General features: G+C 60.3%; 17 protein-coding genes. 8 read left to right on the forward strand and 9 right to left on the reverse strand.

From position 1 onward, the window contains the following. Positions 1–47: 47 nt before the first annotated feature. From J3349_RS08560 to J3349_RS08585, 6 genes are all read right to left on the reverse strand, one after another. Complete coding sequence (locus J3349_RS08560; RefSeq protein WP_207677117.1) at positions 48–824, reverse strand: sulfite exporter TauE/SafE family protein; 777 nt, start codon at positions 822–824, stop codon at positions 48–50. Continuing rightward, complete coding sequence (locus J3349_RS08565) at positions 821–1,258, reverse strand: MarR family winged helix-turn-helix transcriptional regulator (RefSeq protein WP_207677118.1); 438 nt, start codon at positions 1,256–1,258, stop codon at positions 821–823. The genes J3349_RS08560 and J3349_RS08565 overlap by 4 nt, the downstream gene beginning before the upstream one ends. 128 nt (positions 1,259–1,386) lie before the next feature. Continuing rightward, positions 1,387–3,726, reverse strand: coding sequence for a ferrous iron transport protein B (feoB, locus tag J3349_RS08570; protein WP_207677119.1), 2,340 nt, complete (start codon positions 3,724–3,726; stop codon positions 1,387–1,389). Positions 3,727–3,935: 209 nt separating this feature from the next. Beyond that, complete coding sequence (gene galE / locus J3349_RS08575; RefSeq protein WP_207677120.1) at positions 3,936–4,961, reverse strand: UDP-glucose 4-epimerase GalE; 1,026 nt, start codon at positions 4,959–4,961, stop codon at positions 3,936–3,938. Between the two features lie 270 nt (positions 4,962–5,231). Beyond that, the gene (locus J3349_RS08580) at positions 5,232–6,305 is read right to left on the reverse strand and encodes an aldose epimerase family protein (RefSeq protein WP_149794761.1); all 1,074 of its coding nucleotides are present in this window, start codon (positions 6,303–6,305) and stop codon (positions 5,232–5,234) included. Positions 6,306–6,514: 209 nt separating this feature from the next. Further along, positions 6,515–10,441 carry an efflux RND transporter permease subunit gene (locus tag J3349_RS08585; protein WP_207677121.1) on the reverse strand — a complete coding sequence of 1,309 codons (3,927 nt, stop codon included), beginning with the start codon at positions 10,439–10,441 and terminating at the stop codon, positions 6,515–6,517. A 355-nt stretch (positions 10,442–10,796) separates the two neighbouring features. On the opposite strand from J3349_RS08585, the gene J3349_RS08590 reads away from it, so the two are divergent. The 6 genes from J3349_RS08590 (at position 10,797) to J3349_RS08615 (ending at position 15,164) form a co-directional block, all read left to right on the forward strand. Then, positions 10,797–11,738 carry a stage 0 sporulation family protein gene (locus J3349_RS08590; RefSeq protein WP_149794758.1) on the forward strand — a complete coding sequence of 314 codons (942 nt, stop codon included), beginning with the start codon at positions 10,797–10,799 and terminating at the stop codon, positions 11,736–11,738. Positions 11,739–12,028: 290 nt separating this feature from the next. Then, positions 12,029–12,199, forward strand: a complete 171-nt coding sequence (locus J3349_RS08595; RefSeq protein ID WP_158389067.1) for a 4Fe-4S binding protein — start codon at positions 12,029–12,031, stop codon at positions 12,197–12,199. A 133-nt stretch (positions 12,200–12,332) separates the two neighbouring features. Then, complete coding sequence (locus tag J3349_RS08600) at positions 12,333–13,013, forward strand: methyltransferase (RefSeq protein WP_207677122.1); 681 nt, start codon at positions 12,333–12,335, stop codon at positions 13,011–13,013. A gap of 20 nt (positions 13,014–13,033) precedes the next feature. Continuing rightward, positions 13,034–13,885, forward strand: a complete 852-nt coding sequence (gene rsmI, locus J3349_RS08605) for a 16S rRNA (cytidine(1402)-2'-O)-methyltransferase (RefSeq protein ID WP_149794756.1) — start codon at positions 13,034–13,036, stop codon at positions 13,883–13,885. 23 nt (positions 13,886–13,908) lie between these two features. After that, a complete protein-coding gene (locus J3349_RS08610; protein ID WP_207677123.1) occupies positions 13,909–14,400 on the forward strand; it encodes a YfcE family phosphodiesterase in 492 nt (163 codons plus the stop codon). After that, the gene (locus J3349_RS08615) at positions 14,397–15,164 is read left to right on the forward strand and encodes a biotin--[acetyl-CoA-carboxylase] ligase (RefSeq protein WP_207677124.1); all 768 of its coding nucleotides are present in this window, start codon (positions 14,397–14,399) and stop codon (positions 15,162–15,164) included. Before J3349_RS08610 ends, J3349_RS08615 begins: the two co-directional genes overlap by 4 nt. Here J3349_RS08615 and J3349_RS08620 read toward each other — a convergent pair. After that, the gene (locus tag J3349_RS08620) at positions 15,149–15,727 is read right to left on the reverse strand and encodes a hypothetical protein (RefSeq protein ID WP_207677125.1); all 579 of its coding nucleotides are present in this window, start codon (positions 15,725–15,727) and stop codon (positions 15,149–15,151) included. The genes J3349_RS08615 and J3349_RS08620 overlap by 16 nt on opposite strands. A gap of 14 nt (positions 15,728–15,741) precedes the next feature. On the opposite strand from J3349_RS08620, the gene J3349_RS08625 reads away from it, so the two are divergent. Then, complete coding sequence (locus J3349_RS08625) at positions 15,742–16,383, forward strand: rhomboid family intramembrane serine protease (RefSeq protein WP_207677126.1); 642 nt, start codon at positions 15,742–15,744, stop codon at positions 16,381–16,383. A 7-nt stretch (positions 16,384–16,390) separates the two neighbouring features. Continuing rightward, a complete protein-coding gene (locus J3349_RS08630; protein ID WP_207677127.1) occupies positions 16,391–17,350 on the forward strand; it encodes a hypothetical protein in 960 nt (319 codons plus the stop codon). Between the two features lie 49 nt (positions 17,351–17,399). Here the strand turns inward: J3349_RS08630 and J3349_RS08635 are convergent, their stop codons facing one another. Together J3349_RS08635 and J3349_RS08640 are read right to left on the reverse strand one after the other, a co-directional pair. Beyond that, complete coding sequence (locus tag J3349_RS08635) at positions 17,400–18,689, reverse strand: D-alanyl-D-alanine carboxypeptidase family protein (protein WP_207677128.1); 1,290 nt, start codon at positions 18,687–18,689, stop codon at positions 17,400–17,402. Between the two features lie 27 nt (positions 18,690–18,716). Beyond that, positions 18,717–19,676 carry a D-alanyl-D-alanine carboxypeptidase gene (locus tag J3349_RS08640; RefSeq protein WP_207677129.1) on the reverse strand — a complete coding sequence of 320 codons (960 nt, stop codon included), beginning with the start codon at positions 19,674–19,676 and terminating at the stop codon, positions 18,717–18,719. Positions 19,677–19,775: the final 99 nt, after the last annotated feature.

Raw genomic sequence — 19,775 nt, forward strand, 5'->3', positions numbered from 1 at the left:
CCTGTGCAGCATCTGCCGCACAGGCATTTCTTTTTGTCCGGATACGGTCAGCTGAGCCAGTTGAAGCCCATGACCACCACGCCGAGGATGACGAGGATGATGCCGGTGGCGCGGTTGAGGGTCTTGGCGTCGGCCTTATTGGCAAAGACCGCCGCGATGCGCGCCCACAGCAGGGTGAAGACGACGCAGAGCGCCCAGACGTGCCAGACCGGCGCACCGCCGATGGCGAAATGGCTGACGGCTCCGGTCAGGGCCGTGAAGGTCATGATGAACACGCTGGTACCCACAGCTGTTTTCAGCTCGTAGCCGAGGACGCTGGTGAGGATGAGGAGCATCATCATGCCGCCGCCTGCGCCGATAAAGCCGCAGATGAAGCCGATGAGGACGCCGCAGACGATGGACTGGATGGCCCGCTTCTTTGCGCTGACGCCCTGCATGGCCTCTTTGGTGGTCATGACGGGCCGGACGATGAACTTGATGCCCAGCAGGAAGGTCATGAACACCGAGAAACTGCCCATCGTGGCCGAGGGGAGCAGGCTGGCCACCCAGCTGCCCACCACCGTGAACACCAGCACGCTCACCATCATGATGAGGCCGTTTTTGATGTCGAGGTTCTTGTTTTTATGGTAGGTGTAGGCCGAGACGGCGCTGGCCAGCACATCCGACGAGAGGGCGATGCCCACGGCCATATAGGGGTCCATGTGCAGGAAAGTGATGAGCATGGGGCTGATGACAGCCGCCGCGCTCAGGCCTGCAAAGCCGGTGCCGAGGCCCGCGCCCATACCGGCGAAAAAGGTGACTAAGATCGTAAATAAAATGTTCATGCTTCTCCTTCCAGAATGGCGTCCAGATTCTTATTCATGATGTCCATCGTCTCGAAGAACGCCTTTCGCTGTGCTTCATTGGTGTGCTCCAGCAGACGTGCGCCAAATTCCTCCTGCAAGGCCCGGCCCTGCTCGATGATAGGGCAGGCTTTTTCGGTGCAGCGCAGCAGGGTGCGGCGGCGGTCGCCGGGGTCAGCCTCGCGGACGAGGTAGCCCTCCTGCACCAGACGGTCTACGTTCACCGAGACAAGGTTTGCTTTCAGTTTGCGCACCTCTACCACGTCGCTGGCGGTCTGGTAGCCGGGGTTGTTGGCGAGGAACATCAGGATGTCAAAAGCCGTCTGGGGCAGATGGAGCTTCTGGCACAGGGGCTTGCAGAGGGCGGCGTAAGCCGCCGAGGTCTTCCGCCCGAATTCGATGCCCGGGGTATTCATGGGACGCCTCCTTGTGATTCAAAATTGTATCATTCAAATTTGAAGTAATAATAGCACAAAAACGCAGCGCTTGTCAAGAGAAAAGGAGCGGCCCGCATCTTGCAGGCCGCTCCCTGTTTCCGTTTTCTTTACAGCATCATGATGAGCCGCGTGCCGAAGGCCGCCAGCCATGCTACGATGCACTGATTTGCCACCATGATAAACGCCCACTTGCCGCCCAGCTCCCGCTTGACCGAGGCCACCGCCGCGATGCAGGGCGTATAGAGCAGGCAGAACACCAGCAGGGGTGCAGCCGCCGCCGGGGACAGCGCGGCGGCAAAGGCCGCAGAGGAGCCATAGAGGATGGTGAGGGTCGAAACGACGCTCTCCTTGGCCATAAAGCCGGTGATCAGGGCCGTAGACACCCGCCAGTCGGCAAAGCCCAGTGGCGCAAACAGCGGCGCAATACCGCTGGCCAGCCATGCAAGGATGCTCTGCTGCGGGTCAGCGGTGAGGCTGAGCCGCAGGTCGAAGCTCTGCAGGAACCAGATGATGATGGTCGCCACAAAGATGACCGTAAAGGCGCGCTGGAGGAAATCGCGGGCCTTTTCCCAGAGCAGCTGGACCACATTCTTGAGGCCGGGCAGGCGGTAGTTGGGCAGCTCCATCACAAAGGGGACGGCCTCGCCCTTAAAGACACTGCTCTTCAGCAGGATGGCCATCAGAATGCCCACCGCAATGCCGAGGAAATAGAGGCTGACCATCACCAGAGCCGCGTGCTCCGGGAAGAAGGCCGCCGCAAACAGGCTGTAGATGGGCAGCTTGGCCGAGCAGCTCATAAAGGGGGTGAGCAGGATGGTCATTTTGCGGTCGCGCTCCGAGGGCAGGGTGCGGCTGGCCATGACGCCGGGGACGGTGCAGCCGAAGCCGATGAGCATTGGCACGATGCTGCGCCCCGAGAGGCCGATGCGGCGGAGAAGCTTATCCATCACGAATGCCACGCGGGCCATGTATCCGGTATCCTCCAGCAGAGAGAGGAAGAAGAACAGGGTCACGATGATGGGCAGGAAGCTCAACACACTGCCCACACCGGTGAAGATGCCGTCGATGACCAGCGAGTGGACGGCTGCGTTGACGTTCCACGCCGTGAGGGTGGAGTCCACCGCGGCGGTCAGGGCATCAATGCCCACTTCCAGCAGGTTCTGGAGCGCCAGACCGATGACGCCGAAGGTGAGGTAGAACACCAGCGCCATGATGCCCACAAAGGCCGGGATGGCGGTATAGCGGCCCGTGAGGAACCGGTCGATCCGGGCCGAGCGGAGCTGCTCCTTGCTCTGGCGGGGCTTCACGACGGTCTGCTCCACCAGCTGGTGGATGAAGTGGAACCGCATATCCGCGATGGCGGCGGCGCGGTCCAGACCCCGCTCCTGCTCCATCTGGACGATGATGTGCTCGATCATCTCTTTTTCGTTCTGGTCGAGCTTCAGGGCCGCCTCGATGCGCTGGTCGCCCTCCACGAGCTTTGTGGCCGCAAAGCGCACCGGGATGCCTGCGGCCTCGGCATGATCCTCGATCAGGTGGATGATGCCGTGGATGCAGCGGTGGACTGCGCCGCCGTGATCCTCCTCGCTGCAGAAATCCATCCGGCCCGGCCGCTCCTGATACTTTGCGACATGGAGCGCATGATCCACCAGCTCGTCCACGCCCTCGTTCTTTGCCGCAGAGATCGGCACGACCGGGATGCCCAGCATGGCCTCCATCTTATTGATGCGGACAGTGCCGCCGTTGCCGCGCATCTCGTCCATCATGTTCAGCGCCAGCACCATCGGCGTATCCAGCTCCATGAGCTGCATGGTGAGGTACAGATTCCTCTCGATGTTGGTGGCGTCCACGATATTGATGATGCCCGTGGGCTTCTCGCCGATGATGAACTGCCGGGTCACGATCTCCTCGCTGGTATAGGGCGACATGGAGTAGATGCCGGGCAGGTCTGTGACCTCCGTATTCGGGTTATTCCGGATCGCACCGCTCTTGCGGTCCACCGTCACACCTGGGAAATTGCCGACGTGCTGGTTGGAGCCGGTGAGCTGGTTGAAGAGGGTCGTCTTGCCGCAGTTCTGGTTGCCCGCCAGCGCAAAGGTAAGGGTCGTGTCGTCAGGCAGAGGGTTCTCGCCCTTTTTGGTGTGGTAGCGTCCGCCTTCGCCGAGGCCCGGGTGCTCCACCGGCTTTTCACTTTCTGCCGCCGCCTTTTTCGCCGCCGGGGCTTTGGCCAGAGTGACCCCGATGCGGGCGGCATCGTCCAGCCGGAGGGTCAGCTCGTAGCCGTGGATGCTCAGCTCCATCGGGTCGCCCATCGGGGCAAATTTGACCAGCGTGACCTCCTCACCGGGGATCAGCCCCATATCCAGAAAATGCTGCCGCAGAGCGCCTTCGCCGCCCACGGTCCCGACCACGGCAGTCTCGCCGATGTTTAAATCTTTCAACGTCATATGGAATGTTCCTCTCGAGCGCGTTTGTTAGTTTGCATTAACAACAGTAATATAGGCTAACTTTCCGGCGTTGTCAAGAGAAACGGGGCTGTTCTGAACTGTTCTCTGAAAAAAATCATGCCGCCATCCTCGAATATCCGAAAAAGTGCAAAAAATAAGAGCCTGTACCCGGGAAGTACCCGCCGTACAGGCTCTTATCGTTTTTTTATTCAGTTCGCGGTGTGGTAGCCGTCAGGGTTCTTCTTCTGCCAGTTCCAGCTGTCGGCGCACATCTCCTCGATGCCGTACTCAGCCACCCAGCCAAGCTCATTCCTGGCCTTGGTGGGGTCAGCATAGCACTCGGCGATGTCGCCGGGGCGGCGGGCATCGATGACGTAGGGGATGGGCTTGCCGCAGGCCTTCTCGAAGGCGTGGATGACATCCAGCACGCTGTAGCCCTTGCCGGTGCCGAGGTTGCAGATGAAGAGGCCGCAGTTCGTTTCCAGCTTCTTGATGGCGCAGACATGGCCGCGGGCCAGGTCCACGACATGGATGTAGTCGCGGACGCCGGTGCCGTCGGGAGTGGGGTAGTCATTGCCAAAGACGTGGACCTTTTCCAGCTTGCCCACAGCCACCTTGGCGATGTAGGGCATGAGGTTGTTGGGGATGCCGTTGGGGTCCTCGCCGATGAGGCCGGACTTGTGGGCGCCGATGGGGTTGAAGTAGCGCAGCAGAGCCACGTTCAGGGTGGGGTCAGCCTTGCAGACATCGGTGAGGATGCGCTCGGTCATGGCCTTGGTGGTGCCGTAGGGGTTGGTGGTTGCACCCACGGGGAAGTCCTCGGTGATCGGCACACTGGCGGGGTCGCCGTAGACGGTGGCGGAAGAGCTGAACACGAAGTTGTGGCAGTTGTGCTTGCGCATCACATCCAGGATGACCAGCGTGCAGTTGAGGTTATTGTAGTAGTATTCGATGGGCTTGGACACGCTCTCGCCAACGGCCTTATAGGCTGCGAACTGGATGACCGCCGTGATGTCGGGACACTCGGCGAAGATCTTCTCCACATCCTCGTGTTTGGTCATATCGGCCTGATAGAAGCGGAAGTCCTTGCCGGTGATCTGCTTGACGCGGTCGAGGACCACAGGGGATGCATTATAGTAATTGTCCGCCACGACGACGTCGTAGCCGGCATTCAGGAGCTCGATGCAGGTGTGGCTGCCGATGTAGCCTGCGCCGCCGGAAACCAAAATAGCCATGTCCAGTACCTCTCTTGTTCCAAATGTTGCTTCGCACAGAGCCCTTGTGCTCTGCCTGCCTAAAGGATACCGCTTTTTGCACAGAGAATCAAGTACCGGCTTTTTTATTAAAATGTATTTTTGTTGCATATTTTCAGCCAGTCTGATGAACTGCAAAGATTTTTAGTCCGCAAGGCATGGAGAGGACACGCAAAAAACAGCAAAGGACAGCTCCCGCAAGAGAGCTGCCCTTTGCTGCGGCTGATATTTGCTTAGAAAACGGATTCTCTTTTATAATCGGCCGCACTGACGGCCGGTGAAGAAGCGGAGCGTAGTGTTGGCTCGGAAGACTTTGCCTGCCCGCAGCACCGTCGTCGGGAACTCCGGGTGAGAGGGGCTGCAGGGGAAGTGCTGGGTCTCAAGGGCAAAGCCGCCGTACTTTTCCAGCGGGACGCCGCCCTTGCCGGGGGAGGGGCAGTTCTGCAGGAAGTTGCCGGTGTAGAGCTGGATGCCCGGCTGGGTGGTGTACATCTTCATGCTGATGCCGGTCTTGTCGCTGGACGCCCAGGCGCAGAGGCTCTGGCTGGCACCCCGGGGCCGGTCGAGGACGTAGCAGTGGTCGAAGCCGCCGCCCGCCATGGTGGTCTGGTAGAAGCCGGTGTCGAGGTCGCGTCCCAGAGGCTTTCCGGTGCGGAAGTCCATCGGCGTACCGTCCACAGGCAGGATCTTACCCGTGGGGCAGGTCTCGTTGTTGCCCTCGAGGTAGTTGGAAGCGTAAATACGGAGCTTCTGGCCCAGCACATTGCCGCCGCCGTCGAGGTTGAAGTAGGTGTGGTTGGTCAGGTTGATGATGGTGTCCTCGTCGGTGGACACACGGTAGTCCATCCGCAGGGTGTTGTCCGGCGTGAGGATATACCGCACACTGACCTTCAGATTTCCGGGGAAACCGTCTTCGCCCGCCGGGCTTTCGGTCTCCATCAAAAGGGTGTCGCCGAACATCTTCACATCGTAAATTTTGCGGGGGAAGGTGCCGTGCAGGTGATTTTTGCCATTGTTGGCTTCCAGCTTGTAGGTCTTGCCGCTGAGAGAAAATTCCGCATTTTCAATGCGGTTGGCGTACCGGCCCACGAACGCACCGCAGCAGGTGCTGCCGGATGAGTTGAAATCCGCCTCATAGTCGGCGAGGGTGTCGTGTCCGACGACCACATCCACCGGACCCGTTTTTGTAGGGACGAAGAGATTTTTGATTACACAGCCATAGTTCAGCACGCTGATCTCAAGTCCACCGGGATTGGAGATGATGTATTCATCCACCTTATCGCCGTTTTTGGTCACACCAAAGGGCTTGGAGCGGAACTGTGCCATAAGGCTCGCCTCCTTCTTCATTATTTTCGGTCAGGGCAGCGCAGCCCCGACCTCGTCCATAATTATGATTATAGCACAGTTTTCCAGACTTGTGTGAGAATGCTTTTAGATTTATCTTCCAAAATTTCGAGAGATTTTTTGGACATATTGCGAAACAGAAAAGGGAGCTGCTGCAAAATGCAACAGCTCCCTTTTGAATCTGTATAAAATTATGCTTCCGGCTGAGCCTCGGCGGCGTTCGACTGCGCGATATACTCGGCGGCATCATCGGGGATGTCGTCCATTCCGTCGTCACCCACATCGACCACCAGCGGCGGCTTCTTGAAGAGGATGTCGTAGAGGATGGGGACGATGTACAGGGTCATCAGGGTGGCATAGCTCAGGCCGCAGATGATGACGATGGCCATGCCGCTCATGAGCTGGCTCGCCATATCGTTGCTGAACACCATCTGCAGCATGGCCAGAACGGTGGTCAGGGTGGTCATGAGGATAGGACGCATACGGGTCTTGCCGGTGGCGACAAGGGCCGCACGGCGCTCCAGACCGCCCAGACGCAGCTGGTTGGCGTAGTCCACAAAGACGATGCCGTTGTTGACGACGGTACCCATCAGGACGATGAAGCCCATCAGGGAGATCATGGTCAGCTGCTGGCCGGTGACCAGCATACCCAGCAGGCCGCCAGTGAAGGCCAGCGGCACCGTGAACAAGACGATGAAGGGGGACAGCAGGCTCTGGAACTGAGCCACCATGACCAGATAGACGAAGGGCAGGGCCAGAGCCATCCACTGCACCATCTCGTCGACCATCAGATTGACGGTGGAGGACTCGCCGCCCAGCGAGAAGGAGCAGCCCTCGGGCATCTCATCGGTGAGGGCGAAGGCGTCCAGCGTCTTCTGCAGCACGCGGGACTGGACCGTGGTGTTGTAGCCGTCCAGCGTGTCTGCCGTCACCGTGATATAGCGGGTCTGGTTCTCGCTGGTGATGGAGTCGGGGGCAGTACCCGTCGTCCAGGAAGCAATATCGCCCAGCGTGCAGGTGCCGGTGGTGGTGGTGCCGGTGGCGTCCATGACACTGGTGGTGAAGGTCATGTCCATCATGTTTTCCTTGGTCATAGGATCAAGATTATCGCTGATCTGGACTTTCATGGTGGAGCCGTCTACCGTGACGGGCGTCTCCGCCGTCGTGGTGGTGGTGAGCTTGGCGGCGATCTGCTGGTAGACCTGTGCAACCGTCAGGCCATAGGCGCGGACCTTGTCGCGGTCGATGTCCAGATTGATGGTCGCATCGCCCTGACCGAGGCCGGTGGCGGCATTGGCGAAACCCTCGGTGTCGTTGACCATCTGGACGACCTTATCGCCCAGTGCGGTAATGGTATCGGCGTCAGGGCCGTAGATCTTGACAGAGAGGCCGCTGCTCAGCTGGCTGGTCAGGTCCTGCATACCGCTGATCTCGACGGTGCCGGTGCAGTTCCCGACGCCGGAAACGGCATCATTCAGGGCCTGCTCCACGGCGGCGATCCGGGTAGAGGACAGTGACTCGTCCAGCATGACGTTGAACTGGTAGCTGCCGTAGCTGTTGGCGGCGCTCAGCAGGTCGGTGATAGCGCTGGGCAGGCCCAGCTGGCCGATGTCGATGCCGGCCACAGTGGTATCGGTGGTGACGCCCACCTCTTCCACGCCGTCCACGGCCATGACGGCCTCGACGACCTGTCCGGCCACACCGTAGGATTCCTCTTTGGTCAGGCCGTCGTCGGTGGAGAGGGCGATGGTGGCCTCATTGCTGGAAATTTCGGGCAGAAGGACGACGCCCATGGAGAAGACCTTCCAGCCGCAGAAGGCCAGCAGCACGACAGCGGCCAGCAGCGGCAGAGCGCGGTGCTGCAGGCACCACTCGAGGCTGTGGGCATACTTATCCTGAATCTTTTCGAACCAGACCAGCCGCTTCGGCTCAGCCTTTTTCAGGACAGTGGAAGCAGCGGCAGGCACAACGGTGATGGCTACGATGAGAGAAGCCATCAGGCAGTAGCCGATGCACATGGACATGGGCTGCAGCAGGCTGCGCACCGTGCCGGAGGCGAACACCACCGGCAGGAAGACGCAGACCGAAGTAAGGGTGGAGGCCACGACCGACATGCCCACCTGACGAGCGCCCTGCACGGCGGCGCGGGCCGCCGGTACGCCCCGGCCCCGCAGACGGTAGATGTTCTCGATGACGACGACCGAGTTATCCACCAGCATACCGACGCCCAGCGACAGGCCTGCCAGCGTCATGATGTTCATGTCGAGGCCGGTGAAGTACATTAGAACGACGGCGAACAGGACGGACAGCGGGATGCTGACGCCGACCACGAGGGTGGGCTTGATGTCCTTCAGGAAGATGGCCAGCACGATGATGGCCAGCGCAGCGCCCACCAGCATACTGCTGATGATGCTGTTGACGATGATGGTGATGTAGTTGCCCTGATTGGACAGGACGACGACGTGAAGGTCAGAATACTGAGCCTGCAGCTCCTTGAAGGCATTCAGGCAGCCGTCCGAGACGCTGCTGGCGCTGGAATTGGCGTTGCGGAAAATTTTCAGCACCACGGCCCGCTCCCCGTTCAGGCGGGTGTAGCTGGCCTCGGCGTTGTCGATGACGGCCACGTCGGCCACATCGGAGAGGCGGACATCGCCGAAGCCATCGACGTGGAGCAGAAGTGCGCCCTCGATGTCCGAAACGCTGTCGTACTCTTCGCCGACCTTCAGCAGCCAGGACTCGCCGCTCTTATCGGCGACGTAGCCGGCAGGCATCGAGAAGTTCTGAGCGTAGATGAGCTGGGCGAGGGTCTTGATGTCCAGCTGCTTGGCCACATCGGCGCTGGCAAGGGCCTTTTCCTTGCTCTCCTCGTAGAGCTGCTTGGCGTCTTCCAGCTGGTTCTCATAGTCCTTGAGCATCTCGCGGGCCTCGGTAAAACGCATATAGGCGCTGAGCTGCTGGCTGGAATAGCTGCCCAGAGCGACGGAGAACTGGTTCATCAGGCCGGGGACATTGTCCATGGCTTTGATGACCTCGTCCAGAGTCTTATAAATGGTGCTCAGGCTGTTGGAGACTTCCAACTCGTCGGCAAGGTCGGAGACGGTGCCGTCGCTGGTACCCAGACGGCCCTGCAGCTCCTGCAGAGCGGCGGTGAGCTTATCGGTGATGTCGCGCAACTCGCCGACGATCTCGATGAGGGAGTCGATGTCCCGCATACCGGTCTGGTTGAACTGGTCCACGACACGCTGCAGGCCGTCGCGGACGTCGATGAGGGCCTGCCGGATCTCCGGTTCATTGACCACGCCGATGAGCTGGTTGACGCTGTTCAGCAAAGCCTGCGCCTGGTCGCGCACGACGGTGACGGCGTCGGCCACCTCCGTACCCATCTCTGCCATGACCGTATCGGAGACGGTGTTACCGAAGTTTTTCAGCTGTTTTTCGTACTCGGCGCGGCCCTCGGCGATTTGCGCCTCCGCGGCGTCGAGCTGGGCGCGGGCGTCGGCCAGCTGGGTGTCGATGAGTTCCAGCAGGCGGGCGTTCACTTCGTCTATCTTATCCTGATTCAGCTGCACCTGCACCATCTTTTCGATGAGGCCGTTGGCCGACACACTGGAAACGCCGCTGGTGCGGCCCACATAAGGCACGAGGGTGTTATCCACGAAATCCGACAGATCGTAGACATCGCTGCCCTCCCGGCTGACAGCCACCGTCATAAAGGCATTCATGTTCAGGCTGTACTCGATGATGGAGGGGGTCAGACAGGTGCTGGGCAGACTGGACGCGGTCTGGTCCACCTTATTGGAGGTCTTGACCATCGCGCTGTTCATGTCGGTGCCTTCGGCGAATTTCATGAGCAGAAGGCTGTAGTTTTCTGCCGAGGTCGCCGTGATGCTCTCGACGCCGGACACTGTACCCAGCGCGTTCTCCATCACATCGGAGACTTCTGACTCCACACGCTCCGGGCTGGCACCGGGGTAGACGGTGACCACCATGAGGTATGGCGTGCTGATGTCGGGCAGAAGGTTCGTCTGCAGGTTCGTGATGGACACGAAGCCCAGCAGCAGGACCATGATGACCGCAACAAGGATGGTGAACGGCTTTTTGACACTGAATTTTTCCATGATTTCCTATCCATTTCTTTTTTATGCCGCCGCGCGGCAAAAGGTACGCCGCAACCACGGCAGCACCCTCTGAACGCTTCTTATCGTTCCTATTATACACGAGGGAATCCCCCTTGCAATAGTCCTGAAGTCAATCTTTAACAAAACTTTCCTTAAATCACCTTAGTTTAGGAAGTCAATGGGGAATATCCCGGCTACTTTCTTGCCATATTTCGTGGAAATACGGGCCGGATTATGCTATACTAGAATGCAGAATGGAATTATATCGCAATTTCAGGCACAGCGCCTATCCAGACTGCATAAGGCCCATTTTCCGGGCTTATATACGTTCGATACGACCCCAAAGAGGAATGCTATGAAGAAAGTTATATCCGTCCGTTTCAAGGACAACGGCAAGACCTATTATTTTGACCCCGCAGACACCCCCATCAAGACCGGCGACTATGTTATCGTCGAGACGGCCCGGGGCGTGGAGTGCGGCGAAGTGGTGCAGGGCGTGAAGGAGATCGCCGACTCCGCTGTCCCCAAGGCCCTCAAGCCCATCACCCGGATGGCCGACAGCGTGGATGTGCGCCGGATGCGCCAGAACCGTGAGGACGAAAAGCGCGCCTACCACACCTGCCAGGAGTGCATCGCCCGCCACGGGCTGGAAATGAAGCTGGTAGAGGCCGAATACACCCTCGACCGCTCCAAGATCATGTTCTATTTCACCGCCGATGGCCGTGTGGACTTCCGTGAGCTGGTCAAGGACCTGGCCGGCATCTTCCACACCCGCATCGAGCTGCGCCAGATCGGTGTGCGCGACGAGAGCAAAATGATAGGCGGTCTGGGCATCTGCGGCCAGCCCTTCTGCTGCAGCCGCTTCCTGAAAGACTTTCAGCCCGTCTCCATCAAGATGGCAAAAGAGCAGGGTCTTTCCCTCAACCCGACCAAGATCAGTGGTGCCTGCGGCCGCCTGATGTGCTGCCTGGCCTACGAGGAGAGCGCCTACGAGTACCTGAACAGCATCATGCCCATGGTGGGCAGCACCGTCCGCACGCCGGACGGCCTCGGCACTGTGCTCGAGGTCAACCCCATCTCCGGCTATCTGCGGGTGCGCTGCGGCACCGAGGCCTTCGCGCCCCGGTACTATAAGGTGAGCGTCTGCGAGTATATCTCCGGCGGCAAGCGCGCACCCCGCCGCCCCGACCCGGACGACGATTATTCCGGCGTGCGCGACCCCGCCCCGGTGGTGGCTTCGGCCAACGCCGACGGCACCTCGTCCTGCCCCGGCTGCGGCAGAAAAGATAAAAAATAAGGGGCCGGAAATGGCGGGGTCTCTGAACGGTTAGTCTGTTAAAACTAACTTTGCTTCGTGATTTTCGCCAAAAAACCTCTTCAAATTTCTCCAAAAGTTAGCCTGTGCTTTTGTGCAACCCACCAAAAAACGAAAAATTGCCTTTGGGCGGGTACGGTTAGTCTTGCCTTTTTGAAACGGCTTTGTTAAAATGCAGTCAAGGATACGATTTCCGAGGGGTCTGCCAGAGCCGTGCAGGGGCAGATTTCTTCATAAATACTGAGCACGGGGAGATAAAGGAGAGTTCTATTATGGCACACAAGGTTTCTGACGCATGTGTTGGCTGCGGCGCTTGCGAGGGCGCTTGCCCCGTTGGTGCAGTCGCTGTTGAGAATGGCGTTGCAGTCGTGAACGCAGACGCCTGCATCGATTGCGGCGCTTGCGAGGGCGCTTGCCCCACCGGTGCTATCACCGCTGAATAATTTTTAGCAGATAGCGCGCGAATAACGCATCAAAAGCAGCAGACCTGCCAGGCGGGTCTGCTGCTTTTCTTTCCTGTATAATTTTTTCATCTTTCGGGACACAATATTTTGTCGGAGGATTTCGGCTGGGCGTATGGAACATTCTACCGAGATTTTGTATAATAAAACAGAAGTATACTGCTCCGCCGTCCACCGGTTCGGCTCGGACGCACTTTTGCTGGCCCGCTTCTGCGAGCCGCGGCGCAGCCAGAAGGCGGCAGACCTGTGCTCCGGCTGCGGCATCGTGAGCCTTGAGTGGCACGACCGGGGCCATCGCGGCCCCTGCGCCGCCGTGGAATTGCAGCCCGAGGCCAGTGCGCTCTTACAGGAGGCTGTGACTGCGCAGGGCATCGGGCATATCACGCCTTATCTCACCGACCTGCGCACCTTCCGGGAAGGGGAGGGCCAGTTCGATGTCTGCGCCTGCAACCCGCCCTATTTTACCGCCGGGCCGCAGAGCACCGACGCGGGCCGTGCCACGGCCCGCCACGAGACGGACTGCACCCTCGAGGATGTCTGCGCCTGTGGTTTCCGCCTGCTGAAGGACGGCGGAAAACTTTCCCTCTGCCATCGGCCCGAGCGTCTGGCCGAGGTGCTGGCTGTGCTGCGGGCGCACCGCCTCGAGCCGAAGCGTCTGGCCTTTGTGAAGAATAAGCCTGACGCCGCGCCGTGGCTTTTCCTTGTGGAAGCCCAGAAAAACCGCCGCACCGGCCTGCGCATCGAACCGGATGTGCTCATTACCGCCGGGGCAGCGATGTACGGAGAAGTAAAATAACAACATCAGGGAGGTCAATCATGGCCGGTATTCTTTATATCGTGGCAACCCCCATCGGCAATCTGGACGACATGCCGCCCCGCGTGGCCGCCACCTTCGGTGCGGCGGACTTCGTGGCCGCCGAGGACACCCGCGTGACCATGCGGCTGCTGAACTATCTGGGCCTGAAAAAGCCGATGGTCAGCTACTACGAGCACGCATTGCAGAAGGGCGAGGGCATCCTGCGCCGGATTGAGGCGGGCGAGAACTGCGCCCTCTGCTCGGACGCCGGAATGCCCTGCGTCTCTGACCCGGGCGAGGTCATCGTGCGGGACGCGCTGGCCCGGGGCATCAAAGTCGTGCCTGTCCCGGCGGCGTCCGCCTGCGTGACGGCGCTGGCCGTCTCGGGCCAGGACACCTCCCGCTGGGTGTTCGAGGGCTTCCTGCCCGTGAACCGGAAGCAGAAAAAAGAGCGTCTTGCTGAGCTTCTGGGTGAAAAGCGGACCGTCATCTTCTACGAAGCACCCCACAAGCTGCGCACGACGCTGGACGACCTCGTGAACGCCTTCGGCCCGGAGCGGAGCATCACCCTCTGCCGTGAGCTGACCAAGCTCCACGAAGAGATTTGGAAGACCACCCTCGGGGAGGCACAGGCCCACTACGCCGCCAACGAGCCGAGAGGCGAGTATGTTCTGGTCATGGCCGGTGCGCCGGCTTCCACAGAGCCGGAAGCAGAAATGACCCTCGAGCAGGCCGCACAGCGCGCCCTCGAGCTGACCGGACAGGGCTTCGGCCCCACTGCCGCCGCCAAGGCCGCAGCCCAGGGGACGCCCTACTCCAAGAGCGAAGTATATAAGGCACTGCTGACCATCCAGCAGCGCGACCCGGAATAAAATTTGAGGAGGATCCTTTTCCCGTGACGAAACTTCTGATTTTGAGCGACAGCCACAACAGCCGTCTGGCCATCGAAAACATTCTGGCCGCCGAGGCGGACAGCATCGACGCGCTCATCTTTCTGGGCGACGGCCTGCGCGACCTCGAGCAGGTGCTCACCTTTTACCCCTCTCTGCGGGCCTATGCTGTAGCCGGAAACTGCGATTTCGGTGCGCTGGAGCCGCTGGACGGGCTTGCCGCCTTTGACGGGGTGGTCGTCTTCTACACCCACGGCCATATGTACGGGGTGAAATACGACCTCGACACGCTGGCTGACGCAGCCGCAGCCCGGGGCGCGAACGTCGCCCTCTTCGGTCACACCCACATCCCGGTGGCAGAAGAGCGGGGCGGGGTGTTCCTGTTCAACCCCGGCTCCTGCGGCCGGTGCTACACCGGCCCCAACACCTACGGCATCCTGACCCTTGCCGACGGCAAGGTGGTCAGCCACGAGCACAAAGAGGTACCCAAAGCATGAGCATCAACGAGGTGCGCTGGCTGTCCGAGTGCGGCAGCACCAACGCTTACGCAAAAGAGCATTTTGAAGAGTTCGGCCCGGTGGGCGCGGTATACACCACCAATCAGACCGCAGGCCGGGGCCGTCTTGGCCGCAGCTGGGTGAACGCCGAGGGCCGCGCCCTCTATTATACGGCGGTCATCCGGGAGCCGCTGGCCCAGCCTGCCACCCTGCCGCTGCTGGCAAGCCTTGCCGTCCGCGATCAGCTGGCCCAGCGCTACGGCGTGGACTGCCAGATAAAATGGCCCAATGACCTGCTACTGAACGGCAAGAAGATCGTGGGCATCCTCTGCGAGAGCGTCAGCTACGGCTACCAGATGCAGGGCCGGGGCATCGTCTGCGGCATCGGCATCAATCTGGCACAGCCCCAGAGCTATTTCGACGCCGCAAACCTGCCCAACGGCACCTCCCTCGAATTGCAGGGCGCGAAAGTGGACCTTGCCGCCGACCCCCAGTGGCTGGCCGAGGCGCTGACGGACTTCGGCTTTGACCGTCCGCTCTACACCTTCGCGCGGGAGGGCTTCGCTCCCTTCCGGGACGAGTACAAGGCGGTCTGCGTCAACCTGGGCCGCCACGTCACCTTCGATTTGCCGGGCGGCGGTACAGGCAGCGGCACAGCCATCGACGTGGACGCCGACGGCCAGCTCATCGTCCGCACCGACAGCGGCGAGGAGAAGGTCTTCACCGGCGAAGTCTCCGTCCACGGCATCTACGGGGCCGTATAAATTTTCCAGCATTCCAGCGCCTCTGCAGGCCGTCCGGCCCCGGGGGCGCTTTTCTTTCCTCCCTGCAAAGTTTGTGGAAAACTCGGGTTTTCCCACGGTTTTCCACACATGGTTTTTGCCGGGCAGCGTTTGTGGAAAACTCCTGCGCCAAAAATTCCAGAGGGGAGAGGCGCTTTTGCCCCAAGCGCGAAACGCCGCAGAAAATAAATTTTTGACCTCGACTTTCTTTTCAAAAAAAGGCTCTTCGACCCCTTTTCTCTCCAGATTTTCCCTCTTTTCCCGTTTTGGAATACATCGTGTATAACCCAAAACTCAATTTTCTGTGGAAAACTCGGTGGAAAAAGTGGAAAACACTGTGGGAAACCCCACTTCTTTTTCACAAAATCGGTGGAAAACCCAGTGGAAAAAGTTAAAAAATCATTCCAGATGGGATACTCTTCCGATACCCGCCCCAAAATGAAGCCCCGCACTTCCCACGGATTTTCTTGAATGGGCCGGGCAAACATGATACAATGAAAGACAGAAAATGGCCCCGGACATGGGCCGCAAAAATTTCTTTTCACGGAGGCGTCTGCCTATGAACTGGATCTCCCGCCTTGAGCGGAAATACGGCCGCTTTTGCATCCCCAACCTCATCTCTATCATCGTAGGTGGACAGATTTTAGTCTACGCCATCGAACTGTTCGTCAACCAATTCATCTCAGTCTATCTCGGCCTGAGCCGGAGCCTGCTGCTGATGGGGCAGGTGTGGCGGCTCATCACCTTCGTCTTTATCCCGTTTTCGGGGGGCGGGCCGCTGAGCGTCATCCTCGGCATCTACTTCACATGGTTCATCGGCACGGCGCTGGAAAAGGAATGGGGCGATTTCCGCTTCAACCTCTACTTCCTGCTGGGGATGATCGGCACCTCGCTGGGCTGTCTCGTCACCGGCATCCCAGCCGACACCTACTGCCTGTCGCTGTCGCTGCTGCTGGCTTTCGCCATGCTCTACCCCGAGGTGCAGGTGCTGCTGTTCTTCGTCATCCCGGTAAGGGTGAAGTATTTCGGTCTCTTCGCCGCTGCCATGTGGCTGTTCAGCTTCCTGACTGCCGGGTGGCTGTATAAGGTGAGCTATCTGCTGAGTATGCTGGGATTTGCGCTCTTCTTCGGGCCGCAGGCACTGCGCAGCGTCCGGGCGTGGATACGTCGGGAGCAGTGGAAGCGGAAGAACCGGAGGTGAGCCGCACATGATGATAGACCGCCTTGCGGGCAATGCGGCCCTGAAAGACAGCGTCCGCCTGATGCTGGGCAGCAGCCGCCTGACCCACAGCGTGTTATTGGTGGGCGAGACGGGCCTGGGCGCGGGCTACGCGGCCCGGTGCGTGGCGGCAGACTATCTTTACCCGGCAGGCGGCGCACCTGCTGAGGCCCTTCTGCGGGGCGAATGCTGCCGTGCCGTGGGCAAAGCCGGTGACCGCGACAGCGGCCGCATCGAGACCGGCGTGGTACGTGAGGCCATCTCCGTCACCGGCATGGGCTCGGGCGGGCGGTATCTCGTCAGTCAGGTCAAGGCCATGCGCACCGAAATTTTCAATACCAGCCTCTCCGCCGAGGGCCGCGCCGTCCTGCTCTACCATGTGGAGCGGATGAACGAGGAATCCGCCAACGCCCTGCTGAAGGTGATGGAGGAGCCGCCGGAGGGCGTACTCTTCCTGCTGACGGCAGATTCGCTGGCCGGTGTGCTGCCCACTATCCGCAGCCGCTGCATCAGCTTTGCCGTGGCCCCGGTCAGCCCCGAGGAATGCGCCCAGTGGTGCATCGGGCAGGGCGTGGACAAAAAGCAGGCCCGGCTCTACAGTGAGCTGTTCGACGGCCACATCGGCACAGTGCTTGCCGCCGCCCGGGACGACGCCCGCCGGGAACAGGTGGAAAAGGCCCTGACTCTGGCCAAGGCCGCGGCGGCTCACGACAGCTATGCCGCCGCCGTCCTGCTGGCCGGGTACGAGAAGGACAAGGCCGCAGCAGCGGCCCTGCTGGGCGATTTCCGGGCCGTGGCCGCCGCCGGACTCCGGGGATGTGCCAGCACCCCTCTGACGGGTGACGCTGCCCGCCGCGCCCTCTCGCTGGCCGATGCGGCCATTCAGCGGCTCGCCGCGCAGGTGAACCCCAAAATCACGCTTTCCGTTCTTGCAGCGAAGCTTGGATAAAGCAAAAGCTCCCCTTCCGGGGAGCTTTTACTATTGCTATTTGATTCTATTATCTTCTGCGGGACCGACTCCGCCGCCGCAGGTTCAACGAACCGCCGCCGGCCACCATCGTCAGGAAGCCCAGCACGATGAGGATGCCGATGAGCGCGGCCATGAGAAGAAGGGTCGTTTTGGTGTCGGTGCGAAAGTCCGACACATATTCTTTGTGGGTCACAAGGTCCACCGTTCCCATCTCGTAGCCGTCGAGGTAGACGGTGGCCGTACCAAGCACAGCACCCTCCTTGACGGTGGCCGAAGTGCTCTCCGGCACCGAGAACTCGAAGGTCACTTCATCGTCGGCGTGGCCGTAACCGCTGAGGCCGCTGGCGGCGTAGAGCTCCACGGCTTTCTCCGTGCGGCACTTGGTCAGCGGGATAGTGGTGAGCACCGTCTCCGTGTCCACGAGCTGACGGTCAGAAAAGCTCGAGAAGGCCCAATCCAAAATCTCCGCACACTCGCGGTAGATGTTGTTCATATCACTGCCCAGCACCACGAGGCCGTAGGTGTGGCCGTCCTGCTGGGCAAAGGTGACGAAGCACCGGCCTGCGAGGGTAGTAAAGCCGGTCTTCATGCCCCGGACATAGTCGCGATGATAGGCATACTCCGGGTCCAGCATGAGGTTGGTGGACTTGATGCTCCGCTCGTTCTGGTGCAGGTTCGTGGCGGGCAACGTATAGGTGAGGGTGTTCGCGGCCTGCATATAGGTCTCGTTGGCGTAGCAGGCAGCGGCAATTTTTGCAAGGTCCTCTGCCGTGGAGACGTTGCCGTAGTCGTACAGGCCGTGGACGCAGGAGAAGGTGGTATCCGTGCAGCCCAGCTCCTTGGCGCGGGCGTTCATCTGGGCCACGAAGGCCGTCAGGTCGCCGCCCGAGACGTCGCTGGCGATGACGCTGGCCGCGTCGTTGGCACTGGCCACCAGCAGACCGTAGAGCAGGTCGATGCGGCGCACCGTCTCGCCGATGCGGAGGTTCATGGTGGAGCCGTTGGCGTTCTGGATGTCCTTGAACTCCTGGGTCAGGCTGGTGGGGATGGTGATCTCAGCGTTCATGTCCTTGCCGCTCTCGAGGAAGAGCAGAGCCGTCATCATCTTGGTGAGGCTGGCGATGTAGCGCTGCTGGTCAGAGTTCTGCCTGAGGATGGGCTTGCCGGTATCCAGATTGAAGAGATAGACCGACTCGGTGTCGCTGGCCGTCTGGATGGGCATCTGATAAGCGGCAAACCCGGGCAGGGCGGCGCAGACCATCAGCACCAGCGTGAGCAGCAGCGCCGTGCTCCGGCGCAGGAAGGTGGGTCGATTCATAGGCTTGTCCTCCTTAACATTCAAACATCAGCCAAACACTTTGTGCCAGAATGCACTCAGCCCGTGCTTCTCGGGTTCAACCTCAGGCTCTGCCGGGGCGGGGTGCAGTTCGGGGCTGGTAAAGGCCCAGTCGAACAGCTCTGCCGCCTCCCGGAAGATATTCTGGGAGTTCGAGCCCAGAATGACCAGCCCATAAGTATGGCCGTCCTGCTGGGCAAAGGTAACGAAGCACCGCCCGGCCTGAGTGGTGAAGCCGGTCTTCATGCCGTGGGCATAGCTGCGGTAATAGCCGCTGCCGGGCTGCAAAAGCTTATTGGTGGTCGTGACCGTCCGGGCCGGATGCACATTGGTGGCGGGCAGTTTATAGGACACCGTGTCCGCTATCTGGCTGTAGGTCGGGTTCGCATAGCAGGCCAGCGCAATCTTCACCATATCGCGGGCCGTGGAGTAGTTGCCGCCGTCGTAGAGGCCGTGGGGGCAGGTGAAATGGGTGGCCGTACAGCCCAGCTGACTGGCCCGGACGTTCATCTGGGCCGCGAAGGCGGCCAGACTGCCGGAGGTATCGACGGCCAGCACGCTGGCTGCGTCGTTGGCACTGGGCAGGAGCATGGCGTACATCATATCGATGCGGCGCACCATCTCGCCGGCCTGCAGGCCGATGGTGTGACCCCGGTTGGCCCGGATGGACTGAAGTTCCGGCGTGAGGCTGGCCGGGATGGTGATACTGGCATTGAGGTCGGTGCCGCTTTCCAGCACGAGAAGGGCCGTCATCATCTTGGTCAGGCTGGCGACGCAGCGGGGAAGGTCGGGGTTCTGCTCCACGAGAGCTTCGCCGGTGTCGGCGTCGAAGAGGTAGATGGATTCCTGCGGGTAGGCGGCCTGAATGGGCATCGCGTAGACGGCGAAACCGGACAGTGCCGCTGTAGTCATGAATGCAGCGGTCAGGGCCAGAGCCAGAAGCCGCCGCGCAAAGGGATGAAACTGCATAAATTGATACTCCTTCGGAAGCCTGGGGGCTTCCTTGCTCCGACAATAAGAGCTATAATAAAGAATACCATAAATGAAGCAAAAGAGAAAGGTGGTTTT

Source organism: Faecalibacterium sp. Marseille-P9590 (genome assembly GCF_017377665.1).
Taxonomy (GTDB): domain Bacteria; phylum Bacillota; class Clostridia; order Oscillospirales; family Ruminococcaceae; genus Faecalibacterium.